The following is an 18471-nucleotide window of genomic DNA, read 5'->3' on the forward strand; positions in this document are numbered from 1 at the left end:
CAGGCGCGATCTTCCGTCACCACTGCGCCACCACCTTCCCGAAGTGGCTGCCCGCCTCTTGATAGCGGAAGGCGTCGGCCAGTTCGCCAAGGGCAAAGCTGCGGTCGATCACTGGCCTGATGCCGGTCTGTTCGAGAGCGGCGACATACTCTTGCTGCTGGCGACGGCTGCCCACGATCAACCCTTGCAGGCGTGCCTGCTTGGCCATGAGTAGACTGGTGGGTACATCGCCTTGGCGCCCGGTCAGCACCCCGATCAGTGAAATATGCCCCCCCACGCGCACCGCCGTGATGGACTGCGCCAGTGTGCCGGGGCCACCCAGCTCGAGCACATGGTCCACTCCGCGGCCCCCTGTCAGTTCGAGGACGGCCTTGCCCCATTCCGCCTGCCGGCGGTAGTTGATGCCTTCGTCCGCACCCAGAGCCAGGGCGCGTTCGAGCTTCTCATCGGAGGAGGAGGTGACGATCACCCGCGCGCCCATGGCCTTGGCCAGTTGCAGGCCAAGGATCGACACTCCGCCGGTGCCCAGCGTCAACAGGCTATCCCCGGCCTTGAGCTGGCCATCGCCCACCAGCGCGCGCCAGGCCGTCAGCCCCGCGGTGGTGATGGTGGCCGCCTCGGCATGGGACCAGCCTCGAGGCGCCAGGGTGAAGGCCCTGGCTGACCGTACCACGTATTCACAAGCGAAGCCTTGCACGCCGTCCCCGGGCGTAAGCGCGAAGTTGCCGACCTCTGCGAAGGCAGGGCCGGCCGGCCATTGGGGGAAGAAGGTCGATACCACGGCATCGCCAACCTTGAACTCGGTCACCCCTGGGCCCACGGCTTCGACAGTGCCGGCGCCGTCGGCCATGGGAATGCGATCCCCCGGCGTGGGAATGCTGCCGTTGGCGACCAGCAGGTCGTGGTAATTGAGCGAGGTGGCCCGCACCGCGACCCGAATTTCACCGGGGCCCGGCTGGCCAGGGTCGGGGAGGTCAACCTGCTTGAGCTGGTCGAACCCACCGGGGCCACTGACGATGACGGCTTTCATGCGAATTCCTCCAGGTATTCAGATTTCGCCCCAGCCTAGCTGTTCTCGCACCGCGCGGCGAATCGGCGTATCGATTTGCCGGGGCACGCGAGCAAGGTAGTCGCGCGCGTGCTCCTGCGCTTCCCCGCGCAGGCTACCCAGGTAGGCGAGGGCGTCTTCGATCGACAACAGGCGGCCCTCGATGCCATGGACGCGGGGCGGAAGCGCCGTCCAGATCAAAGCATCGATTTCGCGCTCCGCTGCCCAGGCGCGTAGAGGCCCCCCGGACGGGGCAACGACCAGGCTGCCCACGCCATCGTGACGGTCGGGCGGGATGCCTTCCCGAGCCTTCAGCGCCGTGCAGGCCTGGGCCAGGTCGTCGCAAGCCAGCCACGCCCACAACACCGGAATGGAGCGGGCATCGGCGCAGAGGGCGGTAGCCAGTTCCTGGCTGTCCCCCACTCGGGAAAACTCAACTGGCAACTCGGGCCCATCGTGGTGCCACTGGCCTGCCACTGGCAAATCTCCGGGCTTCCAGATCAGAGAGCCCCATCCAAGACACACGATTTTCACGATACTGGCCTCCTCAGACGCCGTTCTTGCACGGCTGCCTTCAATAGGACCGCAGCGGCGGGCTGGCTGTTTCCTTCATCGCTGAATCGTATACGTGAGACTGTCGTAGCCTCCAGCGCATCGCTTCGTCCGGAATGCCGAAGCCTGATTGAACGCCGGGCTCTGGCGTCGATCTCTCGAAAAAGCCCAGCGAAGAAGGAAATGCCCATGGCGACTCGACCTACCCTGGCCTCCAGCAAGGCCGACCAGCGCGGCCCGAACCTTAGCCAGCCCGAACGGATGCTCTCCATGGCCGGAGGCGGCGCGCTGCTGCTGAACGGCTTGCGCGCTGGCGGCCTCAAGGGCGGCCTGCAGTTGGTATTGGGCGGCTGGACCCTTTGGCGCGGCTACAAGGGCCGTTGCGAGCTCAAGGCGGCGGTGGCTCATACCCCCATGGAACAAGAGTGGGAAGCTGAAACCGGCTGGGCCAGCAGTAAGGTGGTCAGCCGCAGCATTACCGTGAACAAGCCAGTGGAAGAGGTCATTGCCTGGTGTCGGGACCCGGCCAATATCGGTCCGCTGATTCCCTGGGTCGATAGCATCGAACAGACCGGGCCCGATACCTACCGCTGGAGTGTGCGTGGGCCGGGCGAGCGGACCTTTGGCTGGACGCTGGTCCAGAGCGAGCCGGAGGCGGGGCGCGCGCTGCGCTGGAACACGCCGGGCGAAGGGGTCTGGCAGCATGAGGCCGATGCACGCTTCAGCCCAGCGCCCCAGGGACAGGGCACGGAGATCCGCCTGGTCCTGGCCACCGAGCCGCCCAAGGGCGCGCCGGGATACGCCCTGGCGTCGCTGATCAGTCGCTTCACCCATAAAGCCCTGCTGTATCTACTGCGCGCCCTGAAGCAGCAGATGGAAACCGGCGAGATCGCCACCAGCCGAGGGCGCAATGGTGAACGCGATTTCCTGTTCATTCACCCCGATCATCGTGGGCAAGCTGAATCGCCAGTGGCCGGCGAGACCCTGGAAGGAGGGATACACTGATGCGCGCGCTGACCTGGCAAGGCCCTAACCGCCTGCAAGTGGAAACCGTTGCCGATCCCAAGCTGATCAACCCCCAGGACGCGATCATCAAGGTCACCCTCTCCTCGGTCTGCGGCTCGGACCTGCACCTGCTCGGCGGCTACGTGCCGACCATGCACGCCGGAGATATCCTGGGCCATGAATTCCTCGGCGAGGTGGTGGAGGTCGGTGCGCGGGTGAAATCGGTACGCAAAGGCGACCGGGTGATCACCGTGTCCATCATTGGTTGTGGCGAATGCGAGCACTGCCGGCGGCAGGATTTCTCCTGCTGCGACAACTCCAACCCCAATCCCTGCGTCACCGAGATGGCCTACGGGCAACCCTGCAGCGGTATCATTGGCTACAGCCATGCCTTCGGTGGCTATGCCGGCAGCCACGCCACCTACATCCGCGTGCCCTACGCCGACGTGAACCTGTTCAAGGTACCTGACGGCGTCACTGACGAGCAGGCAGTGTTCGTTTCCGATGCCGCGCCCACGGGTTACTTCGCCGCCGATAACGCCGGCATTCAGCCAGGTGACACCGTGGCCGTATGGGGCTGCGGCGCGGTGGGCCTGATGGCGATCGCCAGCGCCTACCTGCTCGGCGCCGAACGGGTAATCGCCATTGACCGCCTGAGCAACCGCCTGACCCTGGCCGAGAACAAGCTCGGCGCCATTCCCCTGGACTACCAGACCACCAATATCCACCAGGCATTGCTCGAGCTCACCGGTGGCCGCGGGCCGGACCGCTGCATCGACTGCGTGGGCATGGAGGCCCATGGCACCGAGGTCGATTTCGTCTATGACAAGGCCAAGCAGCTCCTGCGCCTGCATACCGAGCGTGGCACTGTGCTGCGCCAGGCCATCCGTGCCTGTCGCAAGGGCGGCACGGTCTCGGTGGTGGGCGTGTATGGCGGGCTGCTGGACAAGTTCCCCATGGGCGCGGTGGTGAACAAGGGCTTGACCCTACGCGCCGGGCAACAACCGGGGCAGCGCTACGCCACGCGATTGTTCGAGCACATCCAGGCCGGTGAACTGGACCCCTCCTGGCTGCTCACACACCCCATGGACCTGGAAGACGGCGCAGAGGGGTACCGGTTGTTCAAGGAGAAGGGCGATCAATGCCTGCGGGCAGTGTTCAAGCCCGCTTGAACGCTTCTGCCGGTGGCCCCAACATCGCTGCCGGCTAATTCCCCAGCTGGCGCTGGGGTCCCACTGGACAGGTTGCAGCTGCGCTGGCTGGCGGATGGTCATCCATGACCGCTTCGCCAGCTGGGCCGAGCTGGTGGAGCGCTCAGGCCTCTTCGAATGGCCCCTGTGCCGTGAAAGCGCCGCCATGGTAGAGCGCTGCCGGATCGTCGGCGGCCACCGGCGGCTGGGCTTCCACCTTGTCGACGAAGCGGGCCGAACCGTCCTTCGGTTCATACCCCAGATGCGCGGCCAGGCGGTTGTCCCACCATACGGTTGGGTTATCCGACATGCCGAACACGATGGTGTGCCCAAGGTTGGGCGTCTCCAAGCCCTTGACGATCAATTGGGTGAGGTCGTCATAGCTGAGCCAGGTGCAGAGCATGCGGCGGTTCTGTGGCTCGGGGAACGAAGAGCCGATACGAATGCTCAGGGTTTCGATGCCGTAGCGGTCGAAGTAGAAGGTCGCCAGGTCTTCACCGTAGGACTTCGACAGCCCGTAGTAACCATCCGGCCGACGTGGCGCCAGGGCGTCGATGGTTTCGCTCTGCTTGTAGAAGCCGACCACATGGTTGCTGCTGGCGAAGATGACTTTCTTCACGCCATGGCGGCGGGCAGCCTCGTAGATATGATAGGTGCCACAGATGTTCGGGCCGAGAATCTCTTCGAACGGCCGTTCCACCGATACGCCACCGAAGTGCAGGATGGCGTCCACGCCCTTGACCAGCTGGTCCACGGCCGCTTTGTCGGCCAGGTCACAGACCACCACTTCCTCGTGCTCCTCTGGCGCTTGCGGTTCCACGATATCCGACAGGCGCAGCAGCGAAGCGTGAGGTTTGAGGGTTTGTCGCAGAACTTTTCCCAACCCCCCGGCGGCGCCGGTAAGAAGAAGCCGCCGGGACGAAGGGGCGGCGGTGCTCGATGCGGTCATGAAGCCTCCGTTATTGTCGTTATCTGTTGTCGTATGACAGCGCCCAGTATCGCCAAGGCCGCGTAATTGTCAAAGCGAGGGTCGTGCCCTGGTACGCCTTCGACGACGAACAGGCGGACCCGGCCAGGACTGGACCACATCGATGAAGGCTTGCGGCGCCTGGGTCAAGCCTCGGCCGCCGGCTGAAGCGCAAGGTGGCCGATAGCGAGGGGCGGGCTTGGCGGGTTAACCTTGCCGCCGATTCCATTGGCCAGGGTGTGGTGGCGTGCAATGAAGTTATTGCTGGTTGAAGACGAAGCGCTCTTGCGCCATCACTTGCAGACCCGCCTTGGCGAGAGCGGGCACGTGGTGGCCGCCGTGGCCGATGCCCGCGCCGCCTTGGCGGAAGCCGCCGAAACGGCCTTCGACCTGGCCATTGTGGACCTGGGCCTGCCGGGGCTGTCCGGGTTGGAGCTGATCCGCCAATGGCGTGGCCGAGGCCTGGCCATGCCCATCCTGATCCTGACGGCCCGGGGAAGCTGGCAAGACAAGGTCGAAGGCCTGGCGGCCGGGGCGGACGACTACATGGTCAAGCCTTTTCAGTTCGAAGAGGTCGAGGCTCGCCTGGGCGCCCTGCTGCGTCGCGCCAGTGGCTTCATCCAGCCCACCATAGTCGCCGGCCCCCTGAGCCTGGACCTCAACCGCAAGCAGGCCTCCCTGCAGGGCGAGCCGCTGGGCCTTACGGCGTTCGAGTACCGCATCCTGGAGTACCTGGTACGACATCACCAGCAGGTAGTGGCCAAGCAGCAATTGATGGCCCAGCTGTATCCGGACGAAGGCGAGCATGACCCGAACGTCATCGAAGTGCTGGTAGGCCGCATCCGGCGCAAGCTCGAGGCGGCCGATGGCTTCCGCCCCATCGAGACCGTGCGCGGGCTGGGCTACCTGTTCACCGAGCGCTGCCGGTGATCCGCTCCCTGCGCTTTCGCCTGATGCTGGCGGGCGTGCTGCTGGCCGTATTGTTCATGCTTGGCTTACTGCCGGCATTGCAGGGCGCCTTCAGCCTTTCCTTGCGCGATTCGGTGGAGGAACGGCTGGCCACGGAAGTGACCCGGCTGATCTCGGCCGCGCGCCTGGAAGCCGGGCAGCTACGCATGCCTGAGCCGATACCAATGCGGGACGAGCGCCTCGACGTACCCGACGAACGTTTGCTGGGCTATATCTTCGACCAGCGCGGCCGGCTGGCCTGGAGCAGCCAAGGAGCGCCGGCGCCCAGCTATGGCCCGCGCTACGATGGCCAGGGCAGCCGATTTTCCCGCTTCGCCGCCCCCGACGGGCAGGAATACTGGGCCTACGATGTGGAGGTGCGCCTGCTGGGCGGCGAAAGCGCGGCCTTCAGCTTTGTGGCCATGCAATCGGTCGCCCCTTACCAGCGCACCCTCGATGCCTTGCGCGAGCGCCTTTACCTGGGGTTCGGCGCGGCGCTGGTGGCGCTGCTGTTGCTTTTCTGGGCAGGCATGACCTGGAGCCTGCGCTCCTTGCGCCGGCTCAGCGTTGAGCTTGACGAGATCGAAGCGGGTCAGCGCCAGGGGTTGAGCGAGCGTCACCCCAGCGAGCTGTTGCGCCTGACCCGCTCCCTGAACCGCCTGTTGGCCAGCGAAGGCGAGCAACGGCAACGCTACCGGGACTCCCTCGGCGACCTGGCCCATAGCCTGAAAACCCCGCTGAGTGTGCTCCAGGGTATCGGCGAGGGTCTGGCCAGCGGTAACCCTGCCAGTGAGGCCGGGCAGCAAGGCGCGGTGCTGCGCACCCAGGTGGCCCGCATGAGCCAGCAGATCGACTACCAGTTGCAGCGAGCCAATGTGCGCAACAGTGGCCTGGTTCGTCGGCAGGTGGCTGTACGACCGGTGCTGGATAACCTGGCCAGCAGCCTGCGCAAGGTCTATCCCGACAAGCCGGTGCAGCTGCACATCGCGTTGGCGGACCCTGGCTTGTTGCCCTTGGAGGAAGGCGCGCTGCTCGAACTGCTGGGTAACCTGCTGGAGAACGCCTGGCGGCTTTGCCTGGGCGACGTCAGCGTGAGCCTGAGCGTGATCGGCCAGCGTCTGGAATTGCTCCTGGAGGACGATGGCCCGGGCATCCCTGTCGCCCAGCGCAGCCGCATCCTCGAACGGGGCGAGCGACTCGATCGCCAGCACCCTGGGCAGGGGATCGGCCTGGCTGTTGCCCATGACATCATCCGCGGCTACCACGGCACCCTGGCTATCGAAGACTCTCCCCTGGGCGGGGCGCGGTTCCGGATCAGCTTTCCACGCCACTGATGGCGGATATCCGCCATGGAGCGATGGTGGCTCCCGCAGCTTGGCGAAAATCCGCCACGCGGACGTAACAGGGCGCTGCCTATACTTTGCTTGCGCCGTTGGATCATGGCCGTTTCGGCTTTTCAAGCAAGCTGGCACGGGGCTTGCCTTGTAGACGGCAAGGCCTGGCGCAGCGAGGCCCAGAACAAATCCCTCCGGGTCAGGAGGGTTACCGCTTCATGTGTCGTTGTCCGTGGAAGGCGCTGCGGGCACGCTTGAGGAAACTGCCATGACGACTCGTCAGCCCATTTACAAATCCCTGTATTTCCAAGTGATCGTCGCGATCATCATCGGCGTATTGCTAGGCCACTACTATCCGCAGACCGGGCAGATGCTCAAGCCCCTCGGTGATGGCTTCATCAAGCTGATCAAGATGGTCATCGCGCCCATCATCTTCTGCACCGTGGTCAGTGGCATCGCTGGCATGCAAAACATGAAAGCGGTGGGCAAGACCGGCGGCTATGCCTTGCTCTATTTCGAGATCGTTTCCACCATCTCCCTGATCATCGGCCTGGTCGTGGTCAACATCGTCCAGCCTGGCGCAGGCATGCACATCGATCCGGCCACCCTGGATGCTTCCAAGATCGCCACCTACGTTACCCAGGGCGAAGGCCAGAGCGTGGTGGGCTTCCTGCTCAACGTGATTCCCAGCACCATCGTTGGGGCGTTCGCCACTGGCGACATTCTCCAGGTGCTGATGTTCTCGGTGATCTTCGGCTTTGCCCTACATCGCCTGGGCAGCTACGGTCGCCCACTGCTGGAGCTGATCGATCGCTTCGCACACGCCATGTTCAACGTCATCAACATGATCATGAAGCTGGCTCCCCTGGGCGCGCTGGGTGCCATGGCGTTCACCATCGGCAACTATGGGGTGGGCTCGCTGGTGCAACTGGGCCAGCTGATGCTGTGCTTCTACATCACCTGCGTGCTGTTCGTAGTGCTGGTGCTGGGCGCCATCGCCCGGGCCCACGGCTTCAGCGTGCTGAAGCTGGTGCGTTACATCCGTGAAGAGCTGCTGATCGTACTGGGCACGTCCTCCTCCGAATCGGCCTTGCCCCGCATGCTGGCCAAGATGGAACGCCTGGGCGCGCAGAAATCCGTGGTCGGCCTGGTCATCCCGACCGGTTATTCCTTCAACCTGGACGGCACCTCCATCTACCTCACCATGGCGGCGGTGTTCATTGCCCAAGCCACCGACACCCACATGGACCTGTTCCACCAGTTGACCCTGCTGGCAGTCTTGCTGCTGTCCTCCAAGGGCGCCGCGGGTGTCACCGGCAGCGGCTTCATCGTGCTGGCAGCCACCCTCTCCGCGGTGGGTCACCTGCCGGTGGCAGGCCTGGCCTTGATCCTGGGCATCGACCGCTTCATGTCCGAAGCCCGTGCCCTGACCAACCTGGTCGGCAACGCCGTGGCCACGGTCGTGGTGGCCAAGTGGGTAGGCCAGCTGGATGAGAAAACCCTGCAAAGCGAACTCGCTTCCGGTGGCGCCCCCCTGGAACTGACCCGGCCTGAAGACGACCTGAAGGTTGCCGAAGGCTCGCGCCTGTAAATGAAACTCACTGTGGGAGCTAGCGAAGATTCGCCAGCCGGCGCTGGCTCCCACAGGGTGAACTGCCCCCCTGGTGTCGGGCCTCCTGTGTTCGCCGCCAACCGGCGATATCCCTCACTCCAGCCGGGTTTCCCCACTGAACACCAATGCCTGGTGGCATCGCCGGCACAGGTAGCGCCGACCCTGGCGCACCAGGCCATGGCGCTGTGCAGTGAAGGGAAACACTCCGTCGGCGCAGGGGCAGCGGTAGATGTACCGCTTCACCTGGCGCCGCTTCACTTCGTAGTTATGGCAGCGCAACGGCGGTAGTTCGTACACGCCACGCATGATCAGTTGCCACTCTTCCCCATGGGGCTGTATGCGGTCCCCGAACAGCTGGTGCGCTACCAGGTGCGCCACCTCGTGGGCAACGGTCTGGCGAAGGAAGTCCTCGGTGTTTTCACGGTACAGGGCTTCGTTGAAGCGCAGCTTGTTCTCGTGCAGGTGCGCCACGCCCGCTTTCTGGCCTCGCAACTTGAGGCTCACGACAGGGCGCTTGAAGGGGCGTTTGAAGAAGGCTTCGGCCTGGGTGTAACAGGCTTCCACGCGGGATAACAGCTGGTCTGGCATAGGCTCGGCTCCGAAGGGGCCGATTATGCCCGGTCAGGCTGACGCTTGCCGAGCCGGTGGGTTGGCCATCGGTCGCCTGGCCTGGCCCCCGCCGCGGGCAATGGCCTACGCCTGGCGGCCAATTGGAGGTAGAATGCGCGCCTTCGCATTCCGCTGTCGGCACGTATCAGGATTTCTCCATCATGGGCACCCTTTCGGTCAACCAGAACAAACTGCAGAAACGTCTTCGCCGCCTGGCGGGGGAGGCCGTGGCCGACTTCAACATGATCGAGGACGGCGACAAGGTGATGGTGTGCCTGTCAGGCGGCAAAGACAGCTACACCATGCTGGACGTGCTCCTGCACCTTCAGAAGGTTGCGCCGATCCGCTTCGAGCTGGTGGCGGTGAACATGGACCAGAAGCAGCCCGGCTTCCCCGAGCACGTGCTGCCGGCCTACCTGAAGGAACTGGGTGTGGAGTACCACATCCTTGAGAAAGACACCTATTCGGTGGTCAAGGCGCTGATCCCGGAAGGCAAGACCACCTGCTCGCTATGCTCGCGCTTGCGTCGCGGCACTCTCTATACCTTCGCCGACGAAATCGGTGCCACCAAGATGGCCCTCGGGCACCATCGCGACGACATCGTCGAAACCTTCTTCCTGAACATGTTCTTCAACGGCTCGCTCAAGGCCATGCCGCCGAAGCTGCTGGCCGATGACGGCCGTAACGTGGTGATTCGCCCTCTGGCGTACTGCGCCGAGAAGGACATCCAGGCCTACTCGGACATGAAGCAGTTCCCGATTATCCCGTGCAACCTCTGCGGTTCCCAGGAAAATCTCCAACGGCAGGTCGTCAAGGACATGCTTGTGGAGTGGGAGCGCAAGCACCCGGGCCGCACCGAGAATATTTTCCGTGGCTTGCAGAATGTGGTGCCGTCCCAGTTGGCCGACCGCGACCTGTTCAATTTCACCGATCTGCGCATCGACGAGAGCGCAGCGCCTCGGTTCGTGGACCTGATGAACCTCTAAGCGGGCGGCCTGCTGGCGGCGGTCGGTCTTTCAGACAACGGCCGCATAAGCCTGTTACCCGGCGGGTATCAAGCCTTCTTGGTGCCCAGTACATCCTTGATGCCTTCCACCACGTAGTGGTATCAGCGCAGGCTTCGGCCATGACGGTAGCCGGCAGTTCGATGCCGCGATCCTTGAGCAATCGCTTGACCAATTGACCGGCCCGGACCAGAACGTCTTCCAGACTATTGAAGCTGGGAGCATCCTGCCCCATCAGGGCATGCAAGTTCCAGGGTGATGGTCTCGATGGAACGCACCGATTGGGAAAGGAGGCTGTCGATATAGTTGCGCGAGCTTTATATTTCAACGATGCGAAATATATCTTGATAGTCAATAGATAGGCCTTTTGCACCGATTTTGCTCGCCGGTTAACAGCGACCCGCTAAACAACTGACTACTCTGACGCTGGCGGACGGACGACAGCTTGGAACAGCCCCCGAAGGCTAGCATTTTTGCTTCCACAAACCCGACAGCTACGCCCCCTTGGCCCGGATCGACAACCTGGAAGGCGAGGAGCAAACGACCTACTACTACCACACCGACCCCATCGGCACCCCGCTGGAATGAGCGACGTCGAGGGCAGAACCGTCTGGCAAGCCAGCTTCAAGGCCTGGCGGGCTGGACTCACTGGAGTCAGCGAGGTCGAGCAGAGCCTGCGCTTCCAGGACCAGTACTTCGATCAGGAGTCGGGGCTGCACTACCTCCATCACACAGCCAGCACGACCGCTGCTACACCATGCCTCAGGCCCAACGCATGCCTTCGAACGGATTCCAGCTTTTCGAACCCTTAACTCGAGTAAGGTAATACCCATAATTGGTAATCTTCGCATACATCATCGAGAACCCGACATTGATGCCCATATTCAACGCACGCGGCAAGGTGATATCGAGCACGATCTCCATAAGGGCGCTGATAAGCATGATTCCACATATGATAGCGATCAAGGTTAGATTCTTGCGCCACATTCCCAGTACGAACAGATAGATCGGGCCGAAGAACCAGGCGATGAAGTTCATTCCGATCATTAGCCCTTTGCGAAAGGGGAGTGCTTTCAATGCATCCTTGTGCCCTGGTGCCTGCGGCCCACCATGTTGATCGAAAAAGGCGAAGCGCTCTTGCCATTTCTTGCTCAATGAATGAGCTGCTAAATGCATGTTTTCAGTATTGCTCATGTACATAGCTCCTTCAGTGATCCTTCAAATATAGAATGTCGTCCTGGCAATCCTGGAATTGCCTGCTGATTAAGCCAACGGTGAACATGATACTGGGTAAAATTTCAATGTAAATACCCGACGTAACTTGGTACAATATCGGGCGAAAGTTGATGCTGTTGAGCAATTAGAGTCAGCTATGTTCGCCGTGATTGGATAAAAGATGTGCCTGGATGCCGATGCCGATGTCGCTTAGTGTTTCGACGCAACTCGGAGAACCGCTGAGCTAACGCTTGCCTTGCTGGACTACAGGCAGCCGCAAATTAAAGCCCAGTACCCGTCGGGACAGGCAGGCCTAAAATGCCAAGCTTTAAAACTGAATGCTTAGGTCGCCCGGCCGACAGCCCTTGCTGGATAGGCCCACAACCCTTGCCGCCGCGTCATGATGGCGTCCATCAGGTCTGCGCTGGACTGGGGCTGCCCGGGCACATGGGATACACTCGTGGCTGCCTCCTCGAACACCTGTCGCCATGCCCCCACTCAAATACCTGCAAGCCTATCCCGCCGACCTGCAAGCCCGGGTGCGTCAGATGATCGAGCAGCAGCGCCTGGGCGACTATCTGCAACAGCGCTACCCGGAGCGGCACGCGGTGCAAAGTGACAAGGCGCTGTATGGCTATGTGCTGGACATCAAGCAGGAATATCTGCGCAGCGCGCCCAGCCCCGACAAGGTGCTGTTCGACAACCGGCTCGACCTCACCCATCGCGCGCTGGGGCTGAACACGGCGATCTCTCGCGTCCAGGGCGGCAAACTCAAGGCCAAGAAGGAGATTCGCATCGCGTCCCTGTTCAAGGAGGCCGCGCCGCAGTTTCTCAAGATGATCGTGGTGCATGAGCTGGCGCACTTGAGGGAATCCGACCACAACAAGGCGTTCTACAAGCTCTGCGAGCATATGCAGCCCGGCTACCACCAGCTGGAATTCGACCTGCGGCTCTACCTCACCTGGCGTGACCTCGCCGCCTGACCGGAAATCATCCATGGATGTCAGCAAAACCCGCAGCAGTTTCTACCGGCGCCTATACGTGGCCTACCTGATCGACAGCGGCTTGGCCGGCAGCATTCCGGCCCTGACCGAGCTGACCGGCATGCCCAGGCGTACTGCCCAAGACACGGTTTCCGCCCTGGCGGAGCTGGATATCCTGTGCGAGTTCGAACAGGCCGAGGGCGAGCGTAACCATATCGGCTGCTACCGGATTCGAGATTGGGGCGCGATCGACCGCGGCTGGGTCGAACGCAATCTCCCGCGGCTCAAGGCAGTGCTGGGGTATCCCTGATCACCTCACGGCGTGGATCACCGACGGGTTCAGTGATTCGCCGTATGCGCCAGCATCACCGAAAGCTGACACAGTGGCCGCCCGCTCTGGGCGCGCCAGGTGTTGAACGCTTCCTGTACCGCCGCCAGGTCTCGTTGGCTGGTGGGCACGCGGTCCACGATCTTCTGCGCGTTGAGCGCGGCTACCACGTCCTGAGTGGGGATGAAGGTGTCCTTGCCCACCATTCGCAGAAAGCGTGGCGCCGAAAGCCCGCCAAGCTGGTTACCGTGGCGGGTGAGGTAGCGCCACAGACCGGTGATGTTGTCTTCCGGCCAGTCCGCAATGAATGCGCCGAAGCTGCCATGTTCCTGAGCGACGTCAAGGAACATCTGGGCATTGATGGGTACGCTTCTCAGCTTACCCAAGTGGCGAATGATGCGGGCGTCCTGCATCAGGCGTTCCAGATGCTCGCCGCCCATCAGCACCACCTTTTCTGGAGCGAACCCGAAGAACACCGCTTCGAACGCGGGCCACTTGGCGTCTACCAGGCTGTGCTTGAGCCCGGCGCGGAAAATGCGCAGGGCCAGCAGCGAGAGGTAGCGGTCGTCGGTGAGGGCCTTGAGCGCTTCAGCCGTGCGCGGTTGTGGCAAACGCGCCTCGAGGGCGGCAGCCGAGCCGAAGCGGTTCAGGCAATGCTCATGCAGCCATTGGTAATCACGCATTCAGGCCGTGCCCTCCAGGGGGCGGGCCAGCTGTTGCGCCGCCTGGGCCAGGCGCAGGCCAAGGGCTCGGCACAGGGCGGTTTCGTGTTCGTCCAGCGGGCGCTTGCCATCACCGCCGGCGTGGTGACTGGCGCCGTAGGGCGTGCCGCCACCACGGGTTTCCAGCAGGGCGGATTCGCTGTAGGGCAGGCCGCTGATCAGCATGCCGTGGTGCAGCAGCGGCAGCATCATTGAAAGCAGTGTGGTTTCCTGACCGCCGTGGAGGCTGGCGGTGGAGGTGAAGACCGCCGCCGGCTTGCCCGCCAGCGCTCCACTCAGCCACAGGCTGCTGGTGCCGTCGAGGAAGTATTTCAGCGGCGCGGCCATATTGCCGAAGCGGGTAGGGCTACCTAGCGCGAGTCCGGCGCAGCCGGCCAGTTCCTCAGTGGTAGCGTACACCGCGCCTTCCTCGGGCACCGAAGGCGCCACTGCCTCGCATTCGGTCGATACCGCTGGCACGGTGCGGATCCGCGCTTCAAGCCCGGCGCGTTCCACGCCGCGGGCCACCTGCATGGCCATCTGGCGGGTGGCGCCATGGCGGCTGTAATACAGGACCAGCACGTAGGCTTGGCTCATGACAGCAGCTCCTTGAGGTTTTCCAGGGGACGGCCGATCGCTGCTCGTTCACCACGCACCAGAATCGGCCGTTCGATCAGGCGCGGCTCGCGGACCATGGCATCGATAAGCGCCTCTTCACTAAGGCTTGGATCCGCCAGCTTCAGCGCTTTATAGGCTTCTTCGCCGGTACGCAACAGCTCGCGGGCGCCCAGGCCCAGTCGGCGCAGGAGGTCGCTCAGGGCTGCCTTGTCCAGGGGCGTGTCCAGGTAGCGCACCACGGTAGGCTCCAGCCCCTGGCCCTGCAGCCATTCGAGGGCGCTACGGGATTTGGAGCAGCGCGGGTTGTGGTACAGGATAAGGTCGCTCATGGGGGTCGCCTGTGCTATCGAGTGGCGGCTATTCTACCTGCCTCACCGCGGATGACGAGGACGGCAATGCTTCGATACGGCAAGAGAGCACTCTGGGCTGGCCTGTTGGCCTTGGCCCTCGGTGGCTGTGGCCAAGACCTGGGCGTGGACCACCGGGGCCAGCCGGTTACGGCCAAGGCGCTGGACGGGCAGTGGCTGGTGCTCAACTACTGGGCGACTTGGTGCGGCCCTTGCCGCCGCGAAATCCCGGAACTCAATGGCTTGGCCCGGGACATGGCCAGCCAGGGCGTGCAGGTGCTCGGAGTCAACTTCGACCAGCTCCATGGGGCTGAGCTGGTACAAGCGGTAGACAGCATGGGCATCAGCTACCGCGTGCTGGACCAGGACCCGGCCGAAACCCTGGGCTTGCCTTCGGCGGAAGGCTTGCCGGTCACCTTCATCCTTGACCCCAGGCACGAGGTGAAGGCGACCCTGCTCGGTGAGCAGACCGCGGCCAGCCTCAGGGAGCGTCTCCAGGGGTTGGGTGCGCTGTAGAGCTACCTCCACCCTGGACCCAGCGCCAGCTGGGGAAGGCGCTTCAGGTAGATCTGCCGATTCGGCAGCTGCGCTGCCTCCCATCGTGGGACCCAGCGCCAGCTGGGGAAAGGGCTCGAAGTAAACCTGCAGCTGCGTACCTCCGCCGGTTACGCCACGCACGCCGGGCAGCGATGCCCGTCACCCTCGGCGCCCCAGCCCAGTTCGGCGATACGCGCCGAGGCGGCTGGTTGCAGGGCGGCTTCGCCCAGGCTGGCGTCCACTGCGAACTCGAAGTTCATGGCCTTGCCGCACTGGTCGCAGGTGACGTCCCAACGATGGATGGCCAGTTCCTTGAACACCGGGCCACGCGCCACGGCGGTCCATTGGCCGATGGGGTTGATCAGGTGACGAACCTTTTCCACGGTCAGGCGCATGCTCAGGGTCTGACTGCCCTTGAGGGTCACCAGCAGCACGTCGTCAGCGCGGATGGCGCCGCCATTGCCCGTCACTTGATAGCGCCCGGGCGAAAGGGCCCGGCATTCGATCAGGGTGTGCTGGGGCGTGAGCAGGCTGTAGCGGAAATCGTGTTCGACCATAGGGCCTCCGAAAAAGGGCGCGCATGATAGCACGCCCGCGGGCTTGCCCGGCGGCGCCGTCAATCGCCTGCCTAGGCGCTGAGTCGCGCCTGCTCGGCCAAGCGAACGATAGCCTGGTCCAACTCGTCCAGGGCGGCCTGGCTTGCCGGATCGCCCTGCTTGAGCAGGGTTTCGCTGCGCTGGCAGGCTGTGCGCAACTGGGGTACGCCGCAGTATCGGGTCGCCCCATGCAGCCGGTGAATGCGCTCTATCAAGGCCTCGCTATCCTCGCTCTCGCGGGCCGTCTGGATAGCCTGACGGTCTTCATCCAGGCCAGCCAGGAGCATGGCGAGCATGTCGGTGGCCAGATCCTGCTTGCCGGCGGCCAGGCGCAGGCCTTCTTCAAGGTCCAGCACCTGCTCAACGCTGTCGCCGCTCACCCATTCGCTGGCGCGCTCAGCCGGGGGGGCACCGAGGGTCAGCCCCGTCCACTTGAGCACTACCTGGGCCAATTGGCGTTCGCTGATTGGCTTGGTCAAGTAATCGTCCATGCCACTGTGAAGCAGGGCGCGCTTTTCGTTGGCCATGGCGTGGGCAGTGAGGGCCACCACCGGCAAGGGCGCCCCGGGGCGCCCGGCCTCCCAAGCACGCAGGCGCTCGGTGGTTTCGCGGCCATCCATGCCCGGCATCTGCACGTCCATCAGCACCAGGTCCAGCGCTTGCTCGCGTACCGCCTGCAGGGCCGCCTCGCCACTGTCCACGGCTGCCACCGTGGCGCCCATGTCCTCGAGCAGGGTCTGCACGAGCAAGAGGTTGGCTGGGTTGTCATCCACGCAGAGGATGCGCGGCGAGCGCACCGAGGGCGCTTCATCGGGCGCGGGCAGCCCACGCTGGGGGCTGATCAGTTCGCTCAGCACCCTGCGCAGGGTGCGGTTGCAGGCCGGCTTGGCCTGGAGCTGGTTGTGCGGGTTCGGCACCACGTCGTGATAAGCCGCCTGCTCGGTGGTAGGGCACAGCACCACCGGATGACAACCCTGTTGCTGCAGCTCGCGCAAGCGCGGGCCAAGCCTTTCCGGAGTAATCTGTTGCAGCGTCAGGCCCAGTACCGCCAGCTCGATGGGCTGGCCGGCGAGGCGAGAGGCCGTCACCGCTTCGGTGAGGCGTTCAAGCGAGGCGAAGGGCAGTACCCTGAGGCCCAGATCCTGCAGTTGATGATCCAGGGCCTGCCGGGCCAGCTCGTGCTGCTCCAGCAGGGCCACGGGCCGCCCCAGCAGGAGCGGCGCGGGATGATCCTCGATGTCATCGCGGGCGCGGGGCAGGGTAAGGCTGATCCAGAAGGTGCTGCCTTCGCCCGGTGTGCTGTCCACGCCGATTTCTCCGCCCATCTGCTCCACCAGGCGCTTGGAAATCACCAGCCCCAGGCCGGTACCGCCAGGTTGCCGGGACAGGGAGTTATCCGCCTGGCTGAACGCCTGGAACAGCGCGCGCACGTCTTCGTTTGACAGGCCGATCCCCGTGTCCTGCACGCTGATCCGTAGCTGCGCCTTCTCTTCGTCTTCGTCGTCGTCCTCCAACATGGCCCGCGCGACTATGGTGCCGTCCCGGGTGAACTTGATCGCATTGCTCACCAGGTTGGTGAGGATCTGCTTGAGCCGAAGAGGGTCGCCCACCAGGGCCACCGGTGTGTCCCGATAAACCAGGCTGACCAGCTCCAGGTCCTTGGCGTGGGCCGCGGGGGCGAGGATGGTGAGAGTGTCCTGCAGCAGGTCGCGCAGGTTGAAGGGAATGCTGTCGAGCACCAGCTTGCCTGCTTCGATCTTGGAGAAATCCAGGATCTCGTTGATGATCGCCAGCAGGTTGTCCGCCGACTTTTCGATGGTGCCCAGGTAATCGAGCTGTCGCGGCGTGAGCTCGCTTTTCTGCAAAAGGTGAGTGAAGCCCAGGATGCCATTGAGCGGGGTGCGGATCTCATGGCTCATGTTGGCCAGGAACTCGGACTTGATCCGGCTGGCTTCCAGGGCCTCCTTGCGCGCCAGGTCCAGCTCGATGTTCTGGATCTCGATGGTCTCCAGGTTTTGCCGAACGTCCTCCGTGGCCTGGTCGATGCTGTGCTGGAGCTCCTCGTGCGCTTCTTCCAGGGATTGGGCCATGCGGTTGATCCCGGCCGCCAGCTCGTCCAGTTCGTGGTTGCCCAGGGTGGGCAGGCGGTAATCCAGGCGGCCTTCCTTGATCCGTGCCACGGCGAGCTTGATATGCGCCAAGGGCGCGCTGATGCCGCGGCCCAGCTGCAAGGCCAGGAAGAGCGTAACCACCAGGCCCGCGGCGATAAGCACCAGGCTGGCGAACAGCATGCGGTAGCCACGCAGCAAGGTATTGGCGTGGGACAGCTCGATTTCCACCCAGCCCAGCAGGCGATCGGCCCCGGCCGGCGTCTGCTGGCCCACCAGATCGCGGTCGCGATCGAAGACCGGCTGCAGGTAACGGGTGGCATCGCTGCCGCTGCGCTGGGCCAGTTCGTCGGCCTTGGCGCTGGGTACCGGGTTGAGCATGCTGGGGCCGGCATGGGCCAGCAGTCCACGCTCGGCGTCGAGCAGGCTCACGCTGCGCACGTCCGGCTGTTCCAGGGCTTGGGCCGCGGCCCGCTCCAGCCGCTCGGTGTCACGCTCGGCCAGGGCCGGCGCCACCAGCAGGGCCAGCTGGCCTGCCAGCATTTCCCCGCGGTCGAGCAACTGGCCACGCAGTTCGTTCTGCTGCACCCAGGTGAAATAGCCGCCCAACAGCAGCGCCAGCAAGCTGGCCGGCAGCATGGTCAGCAGAATCACCCGCCCCTTGATTCCCAGTTTCCTCAACACGCCCGCCCCTCGAATGCCCTAGGCCCGTCAGTATGATGTGGCGCACCATACCTTGCCGACGGAACCTGTGCATCCCTCGCTTGCG

19 protein-coding genes are annotated in these 18471 nt (G+C 63.8%); 9 read left to right on the top strand and 10 right to left on the bottom strand.

The window, feature by feature from the left end; genetic code table 11:
- Window positions 1-16: 16 nt before the first annotated feature.
- Both ACP691_RS05040 and ACP691_RS05045 read right to left on the bottom strand, forming a co-directional pair.
- Window positions 17-1030: a zinc-dependent alcohol dehydrogenase family protein gene (locus tag ACP691_RS05040; RefSeq protein ID WP_426152747.1), complete on the bottom strand. Its 1014-nt coding sequence runs from the start codon at window positions 1028-1030 to the stop codon at window positions 17-19.
- Window positions 1031-1048: 18 nt separating this feature from the next.
- Window positions 1049-1582 carry a hypothetical protein gene (locus ACP691_RS05045; protein WP_426152750.1) on the bottom strand — a complete coding sequence of 178 codons (534 nt, stop codon included), beginning with the start codon at window positions 1580-1582 and terminating at the stop codon, window positions 1049-1051.
- Between the two features lie 207 nt (window positions 1583-1789).
- On the opposite strand from ACP691_RS05045, the gene ACP691_RS05050 reads away from it, so the two are divergent.
- Together ACP691_RS05050 and ACP691_RS05055 are read left to right on the top strand one after the other, a co-directional pair.
- Window positions 1790-2605, top strand: a complete 816-nt coding sequence (locus tag ACP691_RS05050) for an SRPBCC family protein (protein ID WP_426152752.1) — start codon at window positions 1790-1792, stop codon at window positions 2603-2605.
- Complete coding sequence (locus tag ACP691_RS05055) at window positions 2605-3777, top strand: zinc-dependent alcohol dehydrogenase (RefSeq protein ID WP_426152754.1); 1173 nt, start codon at window positions 2605-2607, stop codon at window positions 3775-3777. The genes ACP691_RS05050 and ACP691_RS05055 overlap by 1 nt, the downstream gene beginning before the upstream one ends.
- Before the next feature lie 142 nt (window positions 3778-3919).
- Here ACP691_RS05055 and ACP691_RS05060 read toward each other — a convergent pair whose 3' ends face one another.
- Window positions 3920-4744, bottom strand: coding sequence for an NAD-dependent epimerase/dehydratase family protein (locus ACP691_RS05060; protein WP_426152756.1), 825 nt, complete (start codon window positions 4742-4744; stop codon window positions 3920-3922).
- A gap of 270 nt (window positions 4745-5014) precedes the next feature.
- Here ACP691_RS05060 and ACP691_RS05065 point away from each other — a divergent pair, with 270 nt between their 5' ends.
- From ACP691_RS05065 to ACP691_RS05075, 3 genes are all read left to right on the top strand, one after another.
- Window positions 5015-5692: a response regulator gene (locus ACP691_RS05065; protein ID WP_426152758.1), complete on the top strand. Its 678-nt coding sequence runs from the start codon at window positions 5015-5017 to the stop codon at window positions 5690-5692.
- Window positions 5689-7044, top strand: coding sequence for an ATP-binding protein (locus ACP691_RS05070; RefSeq protein WP_426152760.1), 1356 nt, complete (start codon window positions 5689-5691; stop codon window positions 7042-7044). Before ACP691_RS05065 ends, ACP691_RS05070 begins: the two co-directional genes overlap by 4 nt.
- A gap of 268 nt (window positions 7045-7312) precedes the next feature.
- The gene (locus ACP691_RS05075; RefSeq protein ID WP_426152762.1) at window positions 7313-8635 is read left to right on the top strand and encodes a dicarboxylate/amino acid:cation symporter; all 1323 of its coding nucleotides are present in this window, start codon (window positions 7313-7315) and stop codon (window positions 8633-8635) included.
- 114 nt (window positions 8636-8749) lie between these two features.
- Here the strand turns inward: ACP691_RS05075 and ACP691_RS05080 are convergent, their stop codons facing one another.
- The gene (locus ACP691_RS05080; RefSeq protein ID WP_426152764.1) at window positions 8750-9244 is read right to left on the bottom strand and encodes a SprT family zinc-dependent metalloprotease; all 495 of its coding nucleotides are present in this window, start codon (window positions 9242-9244) and stop codon (window positions 8750-8752) included.
- A gap of 182 nt (window positions 9245-9426) precedes the next feature.
- Between ACP691_RS05080 and ttcA the strand changes: the two genes are divergently transcribed.
- The gene (gene ttcA / locus ACP691_RS05085) at window positions 9427-10251 is read left to right on the top strand and encodes a tRNA 2-thiocytidine(32) synthetase TtcA (protein WP_426152766.1); all 825 of its coding nucleotides are present in this window, start codon (window positions 9427-9429) and stop codon (window positions 10249-10251) included.
- A gap of 780 nt (window positions 10252-11031) precedes the next feature.
- Here ttcA and ACP691_RS05090 read toward each other — a convergent pair.
- Entirely contained in the window at window positions 11032-11463 is a 432-nt protein-coding gene (locus ACP691_RS05090) for a DUF2628 domain-containing protein (protein ID WP_426152770.1), read from the bottom strand.
- Window positions 11464-11972: 509 nt separating this feature from the next.
- On the opposite strand from ACP691_RS05090, the gene ACP691_RS05095 reads away from it, so the two are divergent.
- Both ACP691_RS05095 and ACP691_RS05100 read left to right on the top strand, forming a co-directional pair.
- Window positions 11973-12467 (top strand): M48 family metallopeptidase, encoded by a 495-nt coding sequence (locus ACP691_RS05095; protein WP_426152772.1) that lies wholly within the window; start codon window positions 11973-11975, stop codon window positions 12465-12467.
- Between the two features lie 13 nt (window positions 12468-12480).
- Window positions 12481-12777: a winged helix-turn-helix domain-containing protein gene (locus tag ACP691_RS05100; RefSeq protein ID WP_426152774.1), complete on the top strand. Its 297-nt coding sequence runs from the start codon at window positions 12481-12483 to the stop codon at window positions 12775-12777.
- Window positions 12778-12806: 29 nt separating this feature from the next.
- Here the strand turns inward: ACP691_RS05100 and ACP691_RS05105 are convergent, their stop codons facing one another.
- The 3 genes from ACP691_RS05105 to arsC are packed head-to-tail and all read right to left on the bottom strand — an operon-like array spanning window position 12807 to window position 14443.
- Window positions 12807-13478, bottom strand: a complete 672-nt coding sequence (locus ACP691_RS05105) for a DNA-3-methyladenine glycosylase I (RefSeq protein ID WP_426152776.1) — start codon at window positions 13476-13478, stop codon at window positions 12807-12809.
- Window positions 13479-14093 (bottom strand): NAD(P)H:quinone oxidoreductase, encoded by a 615-nt coding sequence (wrbA, locus tag ACP691_RS05110; RefSeq protein WP_426152778.1) that lies wholly within the window; start codon window positions 14091-14093, stop codon window positions 13479-13481.
- The gene (arsC, locus tag ACP691_RS05115; RefSeq protein ID WP_426152780.1) at window positions 14090-14443 is read right to left on the bottom strand and encodes an arsenate reductase (glutaredoxin); all 354 of its coding nucleotides are present in this window, start codon (window positions 14441-14443) and stop codon (window positions 14090-14092) included. Before arsC ends, wrbA begins: the two co-directional genes overlap by 4 nt.
- 66 nt (window positions 14444-14509) lie before the next feature.
- Between arsC and ACP691_RS05120 the strand changes: the two genes are divergently transcribed.
- Window positions 14510-14977, top strand: coding sequence for a TlpA disulfide reductase family protein (locus ACP691_RS05120; RefSeq protein WP_426152781.1), 468 nt, complete (start codon window positions 14510-14512; stop codon window positions 14975-14977).
- 149 nt (window positions 14978-15126) lie between these two features.
- On the opposite strand, the gene ACP691_RS05125 is transcribed toward ACP691_RS05120, so the two are convergent.
- Together ACP691_RS05125 and ACP691_RS05130 are read right to left on the bottom strand one after the other, a co-directional pair.
- Window positions 15127-15555 carry a hypothetical protein gene (locus ACP691_RS05125; protein WP_426152783.1) on the bottom strand — a complete coding sequence of 143 codons (429 nt, stop codon included), beginning with the start codon at window positions 15553-15555 and terminating at the stop codon, window positions 15127-15129.
- 71 nt (window positions 15556-15626) lie between these two features.
- A complete protein-coding gene (locus ACP691_RS05130; RefSeq protein ID WP_426198510.1) occupies window positions 15627-18386 on the bottom strand; it encodes a response regulator in 2760 nt (919 codons plus the stop codon).
- Window positions 18387-18471: the final 85 nt, after the last annotated feature.

Origin of the sequence: Pseudomonas sp. DC3200b2, from assembly GCF_049895785.1 — a bacterium.
GTDB classification, from domain to species: Bacteria; Pseudomonadota; Gammaproteobacteria; order Pseudomonadales; family Pseudomonadaceae; genus Aquipseudomonas; species Aquipseudomonas massiliensis.